This window comes from Aeromonas sp. R7-4 (genome assembly GCF_040908055.1).
Classification (GTDB): Bacteria; Pseudomonadota; Gammaproteobacteria; order Enterobacterales; family Aeromonadaceae; genus Aeromonas; species Aeromonas sanarellii.
Map to the genome: position 1 here is coordinate 47,924 of NZ_JBFODA010000031.1, position 16,556 is coordinate 64,479.

Below are 16,556 nucleotides of genomic sequence, written 5' to 3' on the forward strand. Positions count from 1 at the left end.
CCATGCACAGCGTTGTAAAGACCTGGCTAGCCTTCGGGCTAGCCTTTTTCTTGACGGGGTGCGGTCAGGAAACGGTCCAATCCAAGCCGGAGATCCACATCACCGGCAGCACCATGGGGACCTACTACTCCATCAAGGTGGCGGATGACGCCGTCAAGGATGGGGCCAAGTTGCAGGCGGAGGTCGACGTCCTGCTGGAGCGGGTCAACGATCAGATGTCCACCTACAGACCCGATTCCGAGTTGTCGCGCTTCAACCAGCACAGGGACAATACCCCGGTGGTGGTCTCTCGCGACACCGCACGGGTGGTGACCGAGGCCATACACATCGGCCGCGAGAGCCGCGGCGCGCTGGACGTGACCGTGGGCCCCCTGGTCAATCTGTGGGGCTTTGGCCCGGATGCCAAGCCGACCAAGGTGCCGTCCGACGAGCTGATTAGCCAGACCCGTCAGAAGACCGGGCTCGGCAATCTGCACGTGATCACCTCGGTAGACGCGGACACCCTGCAGAAGGACATCCCGGATCTCTACGTGGACCTCTCCGCCATCGCCAAGGGCTTCGGGGTGGACAAGGTGGCCGAATATCTGGAATCCTTGGGGGCGCGCAACTACCTGGTGGAGATCGGCGGCGAGCTGCGCATCAACGGGGTCAACGGCAAGGGGCATCCCTGGCGGGTGGCCATCGAGAAGCCGACCCTCAACGCCGGCTCGGTGCAGGAGGTGATAGTGCCGGGCGACAATGGCGTGGCCACCTCGGGGGACTATCGCAACTACTACGAGATGGACGGCAAGCGCTTCTCCCACACCATAGATCCGCTGACGGGCAAGCCTATCCAGCATCGCATGGTGTCGGTGACCGTGATCCACCCCTCCTGCATGACGGCGGACGGGTTGGCCACGGCGCTGACCGTCATGGGCCCGGAGAAGAGCTTGGCCTATGCCAAGGAGCGGGGCCTGGCGATCTTCGTGATCACCAAGACGGACGACGGCTTCGAGGAGACCTACTCGGAGGCCTTCAAACCCTATCTGGTCAAGAAGTAAGGGGTAATGACATGCAGATTTTTCTGATCACCTTCGGGGTGTTTCTGGCGGTGGTGGTGGCCATGGCCATCGGCTACATCTTCCAGAAGAAGAGCATCTCCGGCTCCTGTGGCGGCCTTGGTACCATAGGCATCGAGAAGGAGTGCGACTGCCCCGAGCCCTGCGACAACCGCAAGAAGAAGATGGCCAAGGAAGAGGCCCGTCGCAAGATGCTGGAGGAAAACCGCATCCTCTGACGCTGTTGCCTGCACCGGCAGGCACCTGGCATGCAAGCAAGCCGACCCGGGTCGGCTCGCTTTTTTATGTGGTATGGACTCAGTAGTCGTATTGGCTGCACGCCTTGAGCTTGAACTCTTTCTTTCGCTTTGCCAGCTCCTCCCTGGTGCCCAGTTTGTCCCCCTGTTTGATGGCCTTCTCCAGTATCTCGATGCGCTCGAACAGCCAGCTGCACTCGGCGGTCGGGTAATCCTTTGCCGTGCCCAGCAGTGGCAGCAGGCAGAGCCCAAGCCAGATTGCTCTCATCTCTCTTCTCCCCTAGTTCCCATCTTGCCTCGGGAGTCTATCTCCCTGGCGGCCCTGCGTGACTGGCAGAAATGACAGGGCTGGGGTAGCATGGGCTCAGTTAACTGTTTATTTGTACAGTAATATGCGCAAGATCATTCACATCGACATGGACTGCTTCTTCGCGGCGGTGGAGATGCGGGACAACCCGGCCCTGCGGGAGGTGCCGCTCGCCATCGGCGGCTCGGCGGACAGGCGCGGCGTCATCTCCACCTGCAACTATGTGGCGCGCCGCTTCGGGGTGCGATCCGCCATGCCGAGCGCCCTGGCCAGGAAGCTCTGCCCGCCGCTGGTGCTCATCCCCGGGCGGATGGCCGTCTACAAGGAGACCTCCCGCCAGTTGCGCGCCATCTTCCTGCGCTACACCGAGCGGGTGGAGCCCCTGTCGCTGGATGAGGCCTACCTCGACGTCACCGACAGCCCCCACTGCGGCGGCAGCGCCACCCTGATGGCGATGGAGATCCGTGCCGCCATCCTGGCCGAGCTGGGGTTGACCGCCTCCGCCGGGGTGGCGCCGAACAAGTTCCTGGCCAAGCTCGCCTCCGAGCAGCGCAAGCCGGACGGCCTGTTCGTCATCCACCCCCGGGAGGTGGACGAGTTCGTGCGCCAGCTGCCTTTGGCCAAGCTGCCCGGGGTCGGGCGCAAGACGGCGGAGCGGCTGGAGTCGCAAGGCCTCTACTCCTGCGAGGATGCGCGCCAGCTCGGCAACGAGGAGCTGATCGCCCGTTTCGGCAAGCTCGGGGAGATGCTGGCCGGGCGGATCTGGGGTCACGACGAGCAGCCGGTGCAGCCCCAGCGGGTGCGCAAGACGGTCGGCGTGGAGACGACCCTGGCCAGCGACGTGCTGGACGAGGCGGCCTGCTGGGAAGTACTCAGCCGGCTCATTCCCGAGCTGGAGCTGCGTTTCGCCAAGTCCTGCCCCGCCGAGGCGCTGATGGGGCAGGGGATCAAGCTGAAATTCGCCGACTTTCACCAGACCACCGTCTATCGCAAGGGCAGCTATCAGGCGACCCGCTTCCACGATCTGCTGCACGAGGGCCTGCAACGGGCTCAAGGAAAGCCCATTCGCCTGCTCGGCCTGGTGGTCGGTCTGCCCGGCAGCGATGAAATCAACCAACTGAGCCTGGATCTGAGTTGATTTAGTTAAGTTTTTGTTTCCAAATCCGATACAGTGTCTACCTCTGTAGAAGTCAGGAAATCATACATGAGTGTTCTTTCTGTTCAGGGACGGATCACCCTGATCGCCGGTTGTTGCCTGTTGGCCAGTGCCGCCGCCCTGGTCGCCTCTTCCCTCTTCAACGCGGCCCGCATGCAGGAGCAGGTGCTCACCTCCACCACGCTGGAGGGGCAGCACGCGGCAGAAAACTGGATGCAGGCCATGGGGGCCACCCAGGCGGCCCGGGTCACCAGCTACCTCGACGAAGCCTATTTCAGGGCCACCCTGCTGGCCGAAGGCATATTGTTCCAGCGCAAGAATGCGGCCGACAACTTCGTCCACTCCGAGGCGCTGCGCAATGCGGTCAACCAGCAGTTGCAGGATGCGGCGGAATCTTCTGCCAACCTGATCGGGGTCTACGGGGTGTTCGAGCCGAACCAGCTCGACGGCGAAGACGCCAACTATCAGGGCTCGACCGCGCTCGGGGCCAACGACAAGGGACGTTTCTCCAGCTACTGGGCCAGGGTCGATGGCAAGGTGACCCTGGAGGTGATGGACGAGGCCATGCTGGCCAATGACAAACCGTCCGAGCACGGCGGCCTGGAGAACGACTGGTACAGCTGCAGCATTCGCAGCAAGGCCCTCTGCCTGCTCGAACCCTATGTGGACGAGGTGGGGGGCAAGCCGGTGCTGATGACCTCGGTGACGGCTCCCCTGCTGGAGGAGGGCAATCTGCTCGGCATGGTCGGGGTCGACATCTCCCTGGCCACCCTGCAGAGCCTGGTGGAGGAGATGGACAAGACCCTCTACGGGGGGCAGGGCAAGGTGCTGCTGCTCAGCCACGAGGGCCGGGTCGCCGGTGTGGAGGGATTCCAGGTCGCCCCTGGCAACCGCCTGGCGCAATCGCCGTTGGCGCAGGATCTCGACGGCTGGCTCGCCAAGGGGGACGTGGCCACCCGTTGGAGCCCGGACGGCGCCCTGTTGCAGACCTTCGTGCCGGTCAGCATGCGCGGCACGGATCGCAAGTGGGGCATCTACATCGAGCTGCCCCGCGCCGTGGTGCTCGCCTCCGCCCTGCAACTGCAGGGGCAGCTTGAGGAGCAGGCCCAGCACAGCGTGGCCGCCCAGCTGCTGATCGGTGGAGGGATCTCGGTGATCGCCCTGTTCTGCATCTGGCTGATGGCGCAGCGCATCGTCGCGCCCATCCGGACCGTGGTGGCTCGTCTCAAGGACATCGCCAGCGGCGAGGGGGATCTGACCCAGCGTATCGTGCTGCAGCGGGACGACGAGATAGGCGAGCTGGCCAAGTGGTTCAACAACTTCCTGGACAAGCTGCAATCCACCATCAGCCAGGTGATCGACACCGTCTCGGGTACCCGGGCCAGCGCGGCCCTGGCGGCCCAGGGAGCTGCCCGGACCAGTGCCGGCATGCAGGCCCAGTATCAGGAGGTGGACCTGGTGGCGACGGCGTTCGAGGAGCTGAGCGCCACCGCCCTGCAGGTGGCCGGTAACGCGAATTCGGCGGTGAGTGCGGCCAATCAGGCGGACATGGCGGCCCAGGAGGGCAAGTCCGTGGTGGCACAGACACAGGAGGCCATGTCCAGGCTGATGACGGTGATCAGCGACGCCAAGCCGGTGGTGGAGCACCTAGCCGCCAACAGCGACAACATCAACGACATCCTGGTGGTGATCCAGGGAATAGCCGAACAGACCAACTTGCTGGCGCTCAACGCCGCCATCGAGGCGGCGCGGGCCGGCGAGCAGGGGCGCGGGTTCGCCGTGGTGGCGGACGAGGTGCGCAATCTGGCGGGCCGCACCCAGAACGCCATCGTCGAGATCCAGACGCTGATCACCGAGCTGCAGTCTGGCACCGAGGCGGTGGTGAAGGCGATCCTGACCGGCCACAGCCAGGCGGACGTGACCCTCGGCAAGGTGGAGCTGTCGGTCAGCGTGCTGGAGCAGATCATCCAGTCGGTCGGCACCATCCACCAGATGAACGAGCAGATCGCGAGGGCGGCGCAGGAGCAGAGCGGGGTGGCGGACGAGATCAACCGCAACGTCAGCAACATCCGCGACGTGAGCCACAGCATCCGGGCCGAGGCCGCCAACTCCGCCGACAACGGACGGGAGCTGTCGCAACTGGCGGACAAGCAGCAGCAACTGGTGGGGCAGTTCCGGGTGTAGTGACGCGTGCAGGGATAAGAAAAAAGGCGCCATCCAGGGGAGGCGCCAAACACATTCAGATGACAGACTGGGTTAAATCGACCTGATTTAGCCCCTTCTTCCCGCAGAGGAAGAAACACAACACCACAATCTTTGTCAGCCCACCCACAAAAACCACATGTAAACCAACATGGAAGAGAAGGTGTGAGCCATATGACAACGAATTGCAGGGCGAATTATGTTTATTCACTGGTCGACCCGCAACCGACAATTTATAATGCGCCCCATTAGAAAAATTCATCGTCGGCCGATCCCATGTCTCGTCGTTTACCTCCGCTCAATGCACTGAAGGCGTTTGAAGCCGCGGCTCGTCACTTGAGCTTTACCCGCGCAGCAGAAGAGCTGTTCGTGACCCAGGCCGCCATCAGCCACCAGATAAAGGCGCTGGAGGAGTACCTCGGCATCAAGCTGTTTCGCCGCAAGAACCGCTCCCTGCTGTTGACCGAGGAGGGGCAGAGCTACTTCCTCGACATCAAGGATATCTTCGCCTCCATCTCCGAGGCCACCGACAAGCTGCTGGCCCGCAGCGCCAAGGGGGCGCTCACCGTCTCCCTGCAGCCGAGTTTCGCCATCCAGTGGCTGGTGCCCAGGCTGGTGAAGTTCAGCGAGCGCCACCCGGACATCGACGTGCGGATCAAGGCGGTGGACATGGACGAGGGCTCGCTCACCGACGACGTGGACGTGGCCATCTACTACGGTCGCGGCAACTGGCCTGGGTTGCGCTCTGACAAGCTGCACACCGAGTACCTGATCCCGGTCTGTTCGCCGCTCTTGCTGAGCGGCCCCAAGCCCCTGCGCACCCCGGAGGATCTGATCCGGCACACCCTGCTGCACGACACCTCCCGACGCGACTGGAAGGCCTGGTTCCGCCAGCTCGACATCGACGCGCCGAACGTCAACCAGGGGCCCATCTTCAGCCACTCCACCATGGTGATCCAGGCGGCGATCCACGGTCAGGGGGTGGCGCTGGGTCACAGCGTGCTGGCCCAGCCGGAGATCGAGGCGGGGCGCCTCATCTGCCCGTTCGAGCAGGTGCTGGTGAGCAAGAATGCCTTCTACCTGGTGTGCCAGGAGCAGCAGTCCGATCAGGGTAAGATAGTGGCCTTCCGCGACTGGATGCTGGAGCTGGTGGAGCAGGAGGAGGCCCGTCGCCGGGCCCGGCTCGCCGATGGCTGAGGCGCTTGACGTGATCCGGGAGGGGGCGCACGACGCCCCCGTTCGCATTCTGCTGGCCCACGGCGCGGGTGCGGGCATGGAGCACGACTTCCTCGCCCGGCTCTCGGCTCTGCTGGCCGGGCCGGACATCGAAGTGGTGCGCTTCAACTTCCCCTATATGAGCAAGCGCGTACTCGATGGCAAACGCAGACCGCCGGACAGACAACCCGTGCTGCTCGCACACTGGCGCCAGGTGGTGAAGGATTTTGCCCATCCCCGGCTGTTTCTGGCGGGCAAGTCCATGGGCGGGCGCATGGCGGCAGAACTCTATCAGGACGGTGGGGACGAGATGGATGCTGCAGGATTGATCGTTCTCGGGTATCCTTTCCACCCCCCGGCCAGGCCCGACCGCTGGCGAGGCGAGGTGCTCAAGCAGATCACCACGCCCACCCTGCTGATGCAGGGGGAGCGCGATACCTTCGGCAGCCGCGCCGAGCTGGCCGACTTCCCCTTCTCACCCGTCGTATCGGTCCACTGGCTGACCGACGGGGATCATGGTTTCAAGCCGAGAAAGGCGAGCGGTCTTGGCGAGCAGGACAACCTGCGGGAGGCGGCGGAGCGGATCCGGGCCTTTGTCGCCGACAGGCTGGCGCACGCCTGAGGGGCGCGAATGCAAGGAGAGAGGATGCAGATCCAACGACACTGGCTGGTGCTTGCCGGTTTCTTCGGCCTGACGGCCACCCTGCTGGGGGCCTATGGCGCCCACGGGCTGGCGGCGACCGGTATCACGCCCGAGCGCCTGGCGGCGTTCAACACCGCCGTGCAGTATCAGTTTTTCCACGCCCTGGCCCTGATGGTGCTGGGGCTCTGCGACGTGCGCAGCAAGGTGATCACCTTCGCGGGCACGGCCTTTGTGCTGGGGATCCTGGGATTCTCCGGCAGTATTTACGCCATGGTGCTGCTTGGCAGCAAGGGGCTGGGGCTCATCACCCCTGCCGGTGGCCTCTGTTTTATGTTGGGATGGGCGGCTCTGATATGGGCCGGCTGTCGTCTTGGAGGAAAGAATGAATAATCTGCTGCTTTATTGCCGCCCGGGTTTTGAGAAAGAGGCGGCGGCAGAGATCACCGAGCGTGCCAGCAACATGCAGTGCTACGGTTTCGCCCGGGTCAAGGACGACAGCGGTTACGTGCTCTTCGAGCTGTATGACGAGGAGCAGGCCGACCTGCTGGCCCGCAAGCTGCCGTTCCGGGAGCTCATCTTCATCCGCCAGATGCTGGTGGTGACCCACGAGCTGAAGGAGCTGGATCTCTCCGATCGGGTCACTCCCATCGTCGAGGCGACCCGGGGCTACGCCATCTGCGGCGATCTGCGGGTGGAGACGGCCGACACCAACGAGGCGAAGGAGCTCTCCGCCTTCTGCCGCAAGTTCACCGTACCCCTGCGCCAGGCCCTGCGCGGCAACGAGATCCTGACCAAGAAGGAGACGCCCCACCGTCCGGTGTTCCACGCCTTCTTCCTGGCCAACGATCACCTGATGCTGGGTTACTCCTACTCCTTCAACAACTCCGCGTTCCACATGGGGATCCCGCGCCTGCGCTTCCCGGCGGATGCGCCGAGCCGCTCCAGCCTCAAGCTGGAAGAGGCCTTCTACGTCTTCGTGCCGCGGGAAGAGTGGGACTTGCGCCTGTGCTCCGGCCTGAAAGCGGTGGATCTCGGCGCCTGCCCGGGGGGCTGGACTTATCAGCTGGTGCGTCGCGGCATGATGGTGACCGCGGTGGACAACGGCATGATGGCGCAGTCCCTGATGGATACCGGTCAGGTCAAGCACATCCGCGACGACGGCTTCGTCTGGCGTCCGAACAAGAAGAACACCTACTGGCTGGTGTGCGACATGGTGGACAAGCCGGCGCGGGTGACCCACATGATCGCCGACTGGTTCCGGGAGAACGACTGCCAGGAGGCCATGTTCAACCTCAAGCTGCCGATGAAGAAGCGCTACGCCGAGGCGGTGCACAACATCGAGGTGCTGCGGGAGCTGCTCAGGGAGATCGACAACAGCTTCGTGATCCAGGCCAAGCAGCTCTACCACGATCGGGAAGAGATCACGGTACACGTCTACAACAAGTTCTGGGTCTCCAAGCTGTCGCCCAAGACCTGATCGCCGGTCAGAAAGCCAGTTCGATTGGCGAGGCGTAATCGGACGATCACGACCATAGTGATGGCAAGAGTGATGGCAAAAAAAACCGGACGGGGTAACCCGTCCGGTTTTTTTGTTCCCTGACCCCGTTAGAAACGGTAGTCGAAGGTAACCTTGGATTCGTCGTCCGTGACCTTGATCTCCACCTGCAGGGGGATGCTCTTGTCGGTCGGGGTGAACTGCATCTTGACGCCGTCTCCGCGCAGCTTGACCGCGGTGTTGAGTCCCCCGGCGTTGAACTTGATCCTGGGTTTGTGCTTCTCGAAGGAGAGGCTCACGCTCTTCTCGGCGGTCAGGTTCAGTTTCTGATAGGGGGTCACTTGGCTGTTGCCGTTGCTGTCGGTCACGATGTCCAGGCCGAAGGAGAGGGGTTTGGGGGCCTTGAGCAGGTCGTTGGTATCCAGGTTCGACGTCCAGACCTGCTGGGCAGGTGGCTCGTGCTGGGGAGGTTTTGTCAGCCAGGCATTGTCGATGGGCCTGTCCAGGGCCAGGGCACTGCTGCTGACGATCAGCAAGATGAAAGTAGCACGCATGGTGGATCTCCTTATCCTCCATATGAACATAGTATTCATCTGACGAGGGAGGTAGGGGGATCCGGCATGAAATGAAGGGAGCCTAAGCTCCCTTTTTAGATCAATCGGTTAGACAGGATTCACAGACGATCTATGATGGCCTGGGTGAATTCGCTGGTGGAGGCGGAGCCCCCCAGGTCCCGGGTCACCCGATCGCCGGACTCGATGGTCGAGCGCACGGCCTCGCGAATGCGCTCCGCCTTGTCCTGCATGCCCAGGTACTCCAGCATCTGGATGGAGGCGAGGATCACCGAGGTGGGGTTGGCGATGTTCTTGCCGGCGATGTCCGGCGCAGAGCCGTGCACCGCTTCGAAGATGGCGGCCCCTTCGCCTATGTTGGCGCCCGGCGCCATGCCTAAGCCCCCCACCAGACCGGCGCACAGATCCGAGAGGATGTCGCCGAACAGGTTGGTGGTGACCATGACATCGAACCGCTCCGGGTACATCACCAGGTTCATGCAGGCGGCGTCGACGATCATCTCCTCGTTCTGGATGTCCGGGTAGCGGGCGGCCACCTGGCGGGCCACTTCCAGGAACAGGCCGGAGGTGGACTTGAGGATGTTGGCCTTGTGGATGATGGTGACCTTCTTGCGCCCTTCCTGACGCGCCAGCTCGAAGGCGAAGGTGACGATGCGCTCGGCCCCTTCCCGGGTGATGATGCTCATCGCCTCGGCGCTCTGGTTGTCATCGCTGCGCTTCTGGCCCGTGCCCGAGTACATGCCCTCGGTGTTCTCGCGCACCGTGATGATGTCGATGTTGTCGTAGCGGCTCCTGGTGCCCTTGAAGGAGAGCACGGGGCGCACGTTGGCGTAGAGGTTGAACTTCTTGCGCAGGGAGACGTTGATGGAGGTAAAGCCGCCGCCGACCGGGGTGGTGAGCGGGCCCTTCAGGGTGACCTTGTTCTTCTCGATGAGATCCAGCGTGGACTGGGGCAGCAGCTCGCCGTGTTTCTCCAGCGCGACCAGGCCTGCGTCTGCATATTCGTAGTCGAAATCACACCCCGCGTGGGTCAGGATCTGGATGGCGGATTCGATGATGCTGGGGCCTATGCCGTCGCCCGGGATGACGGTAATTTTTCTTTTTGACATGAGACGTATCCACTTCTAGGGAACAGAGGGGGAGGATTCGGCGGTTTTATACCATTTTTGCACCACTTTCTCCATGTTTCTTTACATATATCCCATTTATGTCAACAGGTACGGCCTGTCTGGGGGAAGGGTGTGCTGGTGATCAGGCCCCTGCTTCCTGTGCGGGCGGGTAGCGGATCTCCCTGAGGTTGAAGCCGAGGGGAATGTCCAGCTGCAGCCGTACCAGCCGCTGGGCCAGCAGGGCGTCATCCCTGTGCTGGCGCAGCTTGAGCAGGGGTTTGGCCGCGCGCTCCTGCTCGCAGGCATCGAGCAGGGTGGCCAGGGTCCCGTATTGCTGCAGCAACTGGGTTGCGGTCTTGGGACCTATGCCCGGCACCCCCTTGATGTTGGAGCCGCCTATCCCGGTCAGGGCCCAGAAGTCCACCAGCTGCTCCGGGGCGACGCCGTACTGCTGCTGGACGAAGGCGGCATCCAGCCAGCGCTTGTTGAAGTAGTCCCGTACCCGGATCTGCGGGCAGATGAGTTGGCAGAACCCCTTGTCGGTGGAGATGATGGTGGCCCGCGCCCCGCGCCTGGCCATGCCGTCGGCCAGGGTGGCGATGAGATCGTCCGCCTCGTCGGTCTGGGAGAGCAGGGCATCGACGCCGCACTCCCAGAAGGCATCCTGCAGCTCGGCGAGCCCCTCTCTCAGCTCCTGGGGCATGGGGGTTCGCCCCTCCTTGTAGGCCGGATAGATCTCCTTGCGCCAGCTGTGCACCTCGCCGTCGAATACCGCGATGGCATGGGTCGGCTCGCTGTTGGCCAGCAGCTTCTTGCTGGTGTTGATGAGGTTGGCACGGGTGGCGATCAGGGCCTGGGCCGGAGTCAACCCCTGCTGGGACTGGACCGCGTGCAGCCGGCGGATCAGGTTGAGGGCATCGATGATAAGCAGGTGCGGCCTGAGGTTTGGCATGGAAGGGGCACTCTTGGCGGTCGGGACGGCCCATTGTAACAAGGGATGAACGCCTTGCTAACCCTGAAGGGGCGTGACGGCAAGATGCGAAGAAGGGGCCTGTCGGCCCCTTGGGTCACTCGGGGGCATGCCCCTCATTTCACGATTTCGTAGCAGGGGATGTACTGGCTGCCCGGCAGCTTCATGCGCTGCTGCCTGACGAAGCTCTCCAGCAGCCTGTCCATCAGGTGCATCAGCTCCTTGTCGCCGTGCAGCTTGAAGGGGCCCTTCTTCTCGATGGCCCGGATGCCCCCTTCCTTGACGTTGCCGGCGACGATGCCGGAGAAGGCGCGGCGCAGGTTGGCCGCCAGCAACTGGGGCGGCTGGTTGCGGTGCAGATCCAGGCTGGCCATGCTGGCGTGATCCGGCTCGAACGGCAGCTGGAACTCCGGCTCTATCCGCAATGACCAGTTGAAGGAGTAGGCATCCCCCACCGACTTGCGATACTCGCGGATCTTCGGCATCGCCTCCTTCATGACGCGGGCCACCTCGGGCGCATCGCCGATGATGATCCGGTAGAGGCTGGTGGCGGTTTCCCCCAGGGTCGCCTTGACGAAGTCGTCGATGGCGCGGAAGTAGTCGGCGCTCTCCCTGGGGCCGGTGAGCACTATGGGGATGGGTTGGCGCTCGTTGGCCGGGTGCATCATGATGCCGAGCAGGTAGAGCAGCTCCTCGGCGGTGCCCACCCCGCCCGGGAAGATGATGATGCCGTGGCCCAGGCGCACGAAGGCCTCCAGTCGCTTCTCGATGTCCGGCAGGATCACCAGTTCGTTGACGATGGGGTTCGGCGGCTCGGCGGCGATGATGGAGGGCTCGGTCAGGCCGATGTAGCGGCCGTTGCGCACCCGCTGCTTGGCGTGGCCGACGGCGGCTCCCTTCATGGGACCCTCCATGGCACCCGGGCCGCAGCCGGTGCAGATGTTGAGCTCCCGCAGCCCCAGCTCGCTCCCCACCGCTCGGGTGTACTGGTACTCCACCTCGTTGATGGAGTGGCCGCCCCAGCAGACCACCAGGTTGGGGTCGGCGCCGGGCAGGATCGCCTTGGCGTTGCGTAGGATGGCGAACACCACGTTGGAGATGTGGGTGGAGCTGGTCAGGTTGACCAGTCGGTTGGACTCGAGCTGGGTCGACACATAGAGGATGTCCCGCAGCACGGAGAAGAGGTGCTCCTGGATGCCGCGGATGATCTCGCCATCGACGAAGGCGTGCTCGGGGGCGTTGAACAGCTCGAGCTTGACCCCGCGCTCGCGCCGGATCACGTGAATATCGAAGGACTTGAAGCGTTCCAGTATCTCTTTGGAACTGTCGGTGTGGCTGCCGGAGTTGAGCACCGCCAGCGAGCAGTTGCGAAACAGTTGATAGATATCGCTGGAGGCGGTCTGCTTGAGGCGATCCACCTCGAGCTGGGACAGCAGGTCCATGCTGCCCACGGGATTGATGTGTGTAATCATAATTTCCCCTTTCACTCGCTTGTTATCGTTGTGCTTTCCCTGGGGAGAAAACGGGATGCCTTGGCATCCCTCGGTTCGATAGTAGAGGCAAGGGGGTGGGCAGGGGAATAGGGGGAAAGTGCGTTTGCCGGTTTTTTAGCCGCGGTCAAGTCCGGATTCAGGCGAGATTGACCTGATCCCGGCCCGAGTGCTTGGAGCTGTAGAGCGCCTTGTCGGCGCGCTCGAAGACGTCCGTGGTATGGTCGCCCGGGCGGAACAGGGTGGCCCCGATGGAGATGGTGATTTCGACCCTGGCATCGCGGAAGCGGAACGGGATGCTCTTGACCGTCTGGCGCAGGTTCTCCAGGGGCTTCTGGTACTTGTCCGGGTTGATGTTCGGCAGCAATACCACGAACTCCTCCCCGCCGAAGCGGGCGATGAAGTCGGTGTCGCGCAAGGCGTTCTGCAGGGCCTTGGCCACCACTTTCAGGGCCTTGTCGCCAGCCATGTGGCCGTAGTTGTCGTTGATGTGCTTGAAGTGATCGATGTCGATGATGGCCAGGCACAGCGGGGTGCCGTAACGCAGCCAGCGCTTGTATTCGAGTTCCAGCCGCTCGTCGAGGGCCGCCCGGTTGTGCACCTGGGTCAGGCTGTCGAGGAACAGCTTGTGCTTCTGGATGGTGAGCCGCTTCTTGTACTCGCCGGTCTCCTCCTTCATCAGCCTCAGCTTGGCTTCCATGTTGGAGAGGTGGGTGAGCAGATGGCGTTCGCGGCTGACCATCTCCTCCCGTTCCTGCTGCAGGCGGCGGATGGTGTCCAGGTGACCGCCGATGGCTCCCTTGAGCCGTGCGGGGGAGTCATGGGTGATCAGGGCCCGATCGATGGCGGCCAGTTCCCGTTCCAGCGCCTGGCCGCTGAGGTGGGCGGCATCCTGCAGGGCGCGCCCCTCGTCCAGGGTCTCGGTGAAGCTGAAATGGACCGCGGAGAGGCTCTCGTTCAGGGTGCTGAGGAAGGCCTGGGAGGCTTTGCGCTCCTCCCGGGTGCCTTCGATGATGAGCTCGATGATCTGCAGGCAGACTTCGGCCAGCAGGGCAGGGGTGATGCCCCCGAGCAACTGGCGGCGGATGTCGGCCAGGCTCTCGCCCACGGCGCCGGCAAAATCCAGCTCTGTGATGAGGCGCTGCAACTCATCGGAGATCTGGGCATGCGCCTTGACATCGAATGAATCTGAAGGGGACGGACTGGAGAGCTCGGTGGGGATCTCCGCCGAAGGCGGGATCAGCGGCTGGCGTGGCAGCAGCTGGATCTTGATGGCCTGCTGGTAGAACTCCAGCAGGCGGATCACCTTCTTTTGGTGATCCCCGATGCCGTAGCTCTCCGGGCTGGCGAGAAACTCCTTGAGCGCTCGCCGGGTCTCTTCCGGGAAGCCCTTGATGGTCTTGAGCTGCTTGCTGCCCAGATCGATGGCGGCCCGGGTCAGGCTGATGGACTCCTCCATGGCGTGGCTGTGCTGCTGCAACAGCTTCTCGATGGCGGCGAGTTCGGCATCGATGGAGGTGAGCGGGGGGGAGCCGTCCAGCTTCTGCTTGAGCTTGGCCAGCCGGTTGTCCAGCTCGCGATCGTGGCCACGGCAGGCCTGCATCAGCTTGCCGATGAACTGGATGCTGCGGGCACGTTCGGTTTCGGAGAACGTGGCCATGCCATCGAGTTCCTGCTGTTTTTGCTGGAGGGATTCCCTGAGTCTTGCCAGTTGTCCGGTTACGGCAGCCATATCATTCATTGTTCAGGTCGCCCTGTTGTCATTATCGTTTTTGTATCGTCCAGCAACAGTCAGCCAATGAAAGACCCCGTTGAGTACCTTTTTGTCACGCATGGTCCGGCGCTTTTGTCCGTGAAAGAGCAAGCCAGTTAACCCATTGCTTTTCATGAGAAGAATTTACTTTTACCAGTCCCTTGTCAATTGCCATCAAGCAGCATTGCCACACATCCCCATTAAAAAATGCGGCCTGCTGGCAGTCGATGGCCGCGAGTTCGAGCCAGACGTTTTGCTGGTATTTGTCGCTGAGCTGCATGGCCCCCGACAGCGCCAGGTAGCAGAGGTCGAACAGGCCGTGGTGGTCGAGCGCCATGGCCGCCTTGGGCAGGAAGGGATGGCTGACGATGCCGAGGCTGATGTGCCTGTCCAGCGGGTGTTCGCAGGGGAAGGCGGCCAGGGTGTCCAGCAGCTCCTGCGCCAGCTGGTGCAGCTGGGCCACGTGGCGCTGGGGCACTACATAGAGCAGATGTCCCTCGCGCAGGTCGTAGATGCGGCCATCCTTCGGGGTCAGTTTGGCGACGTACTGGCCGAAGGCCTGCTCAATCTCGCGGCTGACCTGATAGCCATGCTGCTCCAGGCTGTTGACCAGGAAGGGCACCCGGAACAGCAGGTAGTGCAGCTTGTCGTCAAACTCGCTGGTGGGGCGCTCGCTCAGGTACCAGCGCTCGGACTTCTGCTGGCGCTTGGCCATCTCCCTCGGCCAGCGGCTCATCAGCCGCTGCCAGTTGGCCAGGCCGCTGCGCGGCTCCACCAGCAGGGCTTCCCCCAGCTGCTTGGCATTCAGGCGGGCGACCCTCAGCTTGAGCCAGAGGGTGAAGAACAGGTAGATGAAGAGCGCCAGCAACAGCCCGGTGCTGACGCTGGACCAGAGGTAGCGCTCCTGCTGGTGCTGGCTCTGGTCGAGCTGCTGCTCCAGCTCCTTGACCTGCTGGGCCCGCTCCACCTGGGCATAGTTGTCGCGCACCGCCTCCTGCTCCAGCGCGATCTGCTGCTGGCGCACCAGCTCGCTGCGCTGATGAAAATTCTTGTAGCTCTCGAGGGCCTGCTGCAGGTAGCCCTTCTGCTCGTAGGCGATGGAGAGCAGGCGGAAGATCTCCAGCTGGCGCCGGATGTCGCCAATCCGGTTCGCCAGGGTCAGGGCGTTCTCCAGCTGCAGGATGGCGATCCCCGCCTCCTGCTGCTTGAGGTGGAGATCCCCGAGCAGCAGCAGGGTATCGATCAGGGACTCCTTGTCGTCCCCCAGCTCGTGGGACTGGCGCGCGGCATTCAGGTAGTTGCGGGCCAGGTTCAGGTTGCCGGTCTGCAGATAGGTCTTGCCAATCTCGAACTTGAGGTGGGCGATGCGGATGCGGTTGCTGTTCCCGTCCAGCAGATCCAGGGCATTGAAGAAATAGACCAGCGCCATGTTCATCTCCCCCAGATCGCGGTTGAGACGGGCGAGCACGATCAGGGCGTCGCTGAGCAGGGAGGGGTTGCCGAGGGCATGGAAGTAATTGGCCGCCTCGTTGGCGTATTGCAGCGCCTTCTGTGGCTCCTGTTCCGCCTGATAGAGGCTGACCATCTGGTTGGAGAGCAGTCCGAGGAACAGGGGATCCTGCAGATCCCTGGCCTGCTGCTGGGCATCGATATACTCCCCGAGGGCGAGCTGGGGCTGGCCCAGGGCCTGATAGAGATCGCCCCCCACGGCGCTGGTCCAGGCCCTGGCCAGGGGGTTCTTGGCCTGCTCGGCCCACTGGCGCGCCTCCGCCAGCTGGCGTTTGGCCAGATCGAACTGTCGCTCTTCCATGCTGGCGTTGACATGCAGCAGACGGGCGTAGACCTGCAACTGGCTCTCTTTGAGCGGGGGGCTGGCGAGCAGCTTGTCCAGCTTGTCGAGCTGGGCGGCGCCGGCACCGTGGGCGTGCAGCTGCAGGGTCTGGCTGCGGATCTGGAGGTAGAGGCCATGGGCGTGCAGCTCGAACTGCTGCTCCTTCTCGGCCATGGCGATGCCCTTCGCGAAGGACTCCTGGGCCGGTTTGAATTGCCCCAGCTGCTGCAGGCACTCTCCCTTGAGCAGGTAGGCCCCCGTGGTCTGGGTGGCGGAGCCGTAGTTCAGCATGGGCTCCCGATAACCGTACTCCTGGCGATTGCTGATGATCTGCTTGGGGTTGCTGGCCGTGCGTTCCAGAAAGGCGGTGGCGATCTGGACACATCTGGCGGGATCGGTCAGCACCAGGGTCTGGGCCTGCTGCAGATCGATGGACAACTGCTCCTTCGCCAGATCCAGATCCGGAGCCGACAGGGAGGACATCATCATTGCCAGAAAAAACAGTTGATTCATTGGATT

The 16,556-nt window shown here is 63.1% G+C and carries 15 protein-coding genes; 8 read left to right on the plus strand and 7 right to left on the minus strand.

The window, feature by feature from the left end; genetic code table 11:
• Nucleotides 1–2 precede the first annotated feature (2 nt).
• Both AB5Y72_RS07685 and nqrM read left to right on the plus strand, forming a co-directional pair.
• Nucleotides 3–1,040 carry an FAD:protein FMN transferase gene (locus AB5Y72_RS07685; protein WP_202211520.1) on the plus strand — a complete coding sequence of 346 codons (1,038 nt, stop codon included), beginning with the start codon at nucleotides 3–5 and terminating at the stop codon, nucleotides 1,038–1,040.
• 11 nt (nucleotides 1,041–1,051) lie between these two features.
• Entirely contained in the window at nucleotides 1,052–1,276 is a 225-nt protein-coding gene (gene nqrM, locus AB5Y72_RS07690; RefSeq protein ID WP_042074776.1) for a (Na+)-NQR maturation NqrM, read from the plus strand.
• A gap of 79 nt (nucleotides 1,277–1,355) precedes the next feature.
• Here the strand turns inward: nqrM and AB5Y72_RS07695 are convergent, their stop codons facing one another.
• Complete coding sequence (locus AB5Y72_RS07695) at nucleotides 1,356–1,562, minus strand: hypothetical protein (protein WP_042074775.1); 207 nt, start codon at nucleotides 1,560–1,562, stop codon at nucleotides 1,356–1,358.
• Nucleotides 1,563–1,686: 124 nt separating this feature from the next.
• Between AB5Y72_RS07695 and dinB the strand changes: the two genes are divergently transcribed.
• The 6 genes from dinB (at nucleotide 1,687) to rlmM (ending at nucleotide 8,294) form a co-directional block, all read left to right on the plus strand.
• Nucleotides 1,687–2,739 (plus strand): DNA polymerase IV, encoded by a 1,053-nt coding sequence (gene dinB, locus AB5Y72_RS07700; RefSeq protein ID WP_325781897.1) that lies wholly within the window; start codon nucleotides 1,687–1,689, stop codon nucleotides 2,737–2,739.
• Between the two features lie 66 nt (nucleotides 2,740–2,805).
• Nucleotides 2,806–4,941 carry a methyl-accepting chemotaxis protein gene (locus AB5Y72_RS07705; RefSeq protein ID WP_202211518.1) on the plus strand — a complete coding sequence of 712 codons (2,136 nt, stop codon included), beginning with the start codon at nucleotides 2,806–2,808 and terminating at the stop codon, nucleotides 4,939–4,941.
• Between the two features lie 294 nt (nucleotides 4,942–5,235).
• Entirely contained in the window at nucleotides 5,236–6,156 is a 921-nt protein-coding gene (locus tag AB5Y72_RS07710; protein ID WP_202211517.1) for a transcriptional regulator GcvA, read from the plus strand.
• A complete protein-coding gene (locus AB5Y72_RS07715; RefSeq protein WP_202211516.1) occupies nucleotides 6,149–6,796 on the plus strand; it encodes an alpha/beta fold hydrolase in 648 nt (215 codons plus the stop codon). The genes AB5Y72_RS07710 and AB5Y72_RS07715 overlap by 8 nt, the downstream gene beginning before the upstream one ends.
• Before the next feature lie 24 nt (nucleotides 6,797–6,820).
• A complete protein-coding gene (locus AB5Y72_RS07720; RefSeq protein WP_202211515.1) occupies nucleotides 6,821–7,207 on the plus strand; it encodes a DUF423 domain-containing protein in 387 nt (128 codons plus the stop codon).
• The gene (gene rlmM, locus AB5Y72_RS07725) at nucleotides 7,200–8,294 is read left to right on the plus strand and encodes a 23S rRNA (cytidine(2498)-2'-O)-methyltransferase RlmM (RefSeq protein ID WP_202211514.1); all 1,095 of its coding nucleotides are present in this window, start codon (nucleotides 7,200–7,202) and stop codon (nucleotides 8,292–8,294) included. Before AB5Y72_RS07720 ends, rlmM begins: the two co-directional genes overlap by 8 nt.
• 128 nt (nucleotides 8,295–8,422) lie before the next feature.
• Here the strand turns inward: rlmM and AB5Y72_RS07730 are convergent, their stop codons facing one another.
• The 6 genes from AB5Y72_RS07730 to AB5Y72_RS07755 form a co-directional block, all read right to left on the minus strand.
• Nucleotides 8,423–8,866 carry a hypothetical protein gene (locus tag AB5Y72_RS07730; protein WP_368198814.1) on the minus strand — a complete coding sequence of 148 codons (444 nt, stop codon included), beginning with the start codon at nucleotides 8,864–8,866 and terminating at the stop codon, nucleotides 8,423–8,425.
• 119 nt (nucleotides 8,867–8,985) lie between these two features.
• Nucleotides 8,986–9,993 carry an isocitrate dehydrogenase gene (locus tag AB5Y72_RS07735; protein ID WP_202211513.1) on the minus strand — a complete coding sequence of 336 codons (1,008 nt, stop codon included), beginning with the start codon at nucleotides 9,991–9,993 and terminating at the stop codon, nucleotides 8,986–8,988.
• Between the two features lie 142 nt (nucleotides 9,994–10,135).
• Nucleotides 10,136–10,945 carry a flap endonuclease Xni gene (gene xni / locus AB5Y72_RS07740; RefSeq protein ID WP_202211512.1) on the minus strand — a complete coding sequence of 270 codons (810 nt, stop codon included), beginning with the start codon at nucleotides 10,943–10,945 and terminating at the stop codon, nucleotides 10,136–10,138.
• A 134-nt stretch (nucleotides 10,946–11,079) separates the two neighbouring features.
• Nucleotides 11,080–12,435 carry a nucleotide 5'-monophosphate nucleosidase PpnN gene (ppnN, locus tag AB5Y72_RS07745; protein WP_042074757.1) on the minus strand — a complete coding sequence of 452 codons (1,356 nt, stop codon included), beginning with the start codon at nucleotides 12,433–12,435 and terminating at the stop codon, nucleotides 11,080–11,082.
• A gap of 157 nt (nucleotides 12,436–12,592) precedes the next feature.
• Complete coding sequence (locus AB5Y72_RS07750) at nucleotides 12,593–14,194, minus strand: diguanylate cyclase (RefSeq protein ID WP_202211511.1); 1,602 nt, start codon at nucleotides 14,192–14,194, stop codon at nucleotides 12,593–12,595.
• A gap of 85 nt (nucleotides 14,195–14,279) precedes the next feature.
• Nucleotides 14,280–16,550, minus strand: coding sequence for a hypothetical protein (locus AB5Y72_RS07755; protein WP_202211510.1), 2,271 nt, complete (start codon nucleotides 16,548–16,550; stop codon nucleotides 14,280–14,282).
• Nucleotides 16,551–16,556 lie beyond the last annotated feature (6 nt).

Coding starts and splice junctions, on each gene's coding strand:
- nqrM (WP_042074776.1), top strand. CDS start 1,052: ATGCAGATTTTTCTGATCACCTTCGGGGTGTTTCTGGCGGTGGTGGTG.
- AB5Y72_RS07695 (WP_042074775.1), bottom strand. CDS start 1,562: ATGAGAGCAATCTGGCTTGGGCTCTGCCTGCTGCCACTGCTGGGCACG.
- AB5Y72_RS07755 (WP_202211510.1), bottom strand. CDS start 16,550: ATGAATCAACTGTTTTTTCTGGCAATGATGATGTCCTCCCTGTCGGCT.
- xni (WP_202211512.1), bottom strand. CDS start 10,945: ATGCCAAACCTCAGGCCGCACCTGCTTATCATCGATGCCCTCAACCTG.
- AB5Y72_RS07750 (WP_202211511.1), bottom strand. CDS start 14,194: ATGAATGATATGGCTGCCGTAACCGGACAACTGGCAAGACTCAGGGAA.
- dinB (WP_325781897.1), top strand. CDS start 1,687: ATGCGCAAGATCATTCACATCGACATGGACTGCTTCTTCGCGGCGGTG.
- ppnN (WP_042074757.1), bottom strand. CDS start 12,435: ATGATTACACACATCAATCCCGTGGGCAGCATGGACCTGCTGTCCCAG.
- AB5Y72_RS07730 (WP_368198814.1), bottom strand. CDS start 8,866: ATGCGTGCTACTTTCATCTTGCTGATCGTCAGCAGCAGTGCCCTGGCC.
- AB5Y72_RS07705 (WP_202211518.1), top strand. CDS start 2,806: ATGAGTGTTCTTTCTGTTCAGGGACGGATCACCCTGATCGCCGGTTGT.
- AB5Y72_RS07685 (WP_202211520.1), top strand. CDS start 3: ATGCACAGCGTTGTAAAGACCTGGCTAGCCTTCGGGCTAGCCTTTTTC.
- rlmM (WP_202211514.1), top strand. CDS start 7,200: ATGAATAATCTGCTGCTTTATTGCCGCCCGGGTTTTGAGAAAGAGGCG.
- AB5Y72_RS07735 (WP_202211513.1), bottom strand. CDS start 9,993: ATGTCAAAAAGAAAAATTACCGTCATCCCGGGCGACGGCATAGGCCCC.
- AB5Y72_RS07710 (WP_202211517.1), top strand. CDS start 5,236: ATGTCTCGTCGTTTACCTCCGCTCAATGCACTGAAGGCGTTTGAAGCC.
- AB5Y72_RS07715 (WP_202211516.1), top strand. CDS start 6,149: ATGGCTGAGGCGCTTGACGTGATCCGGGAGGGGGCGCACGACGCCCCC.
- AB5Y72_RS07720 (WP_202211515.1), top strand. CDS start 6,821: ATGCAGATCCAACGACACTGGCTGGTGCTTGCCGGTTTCTTCGGCCTG.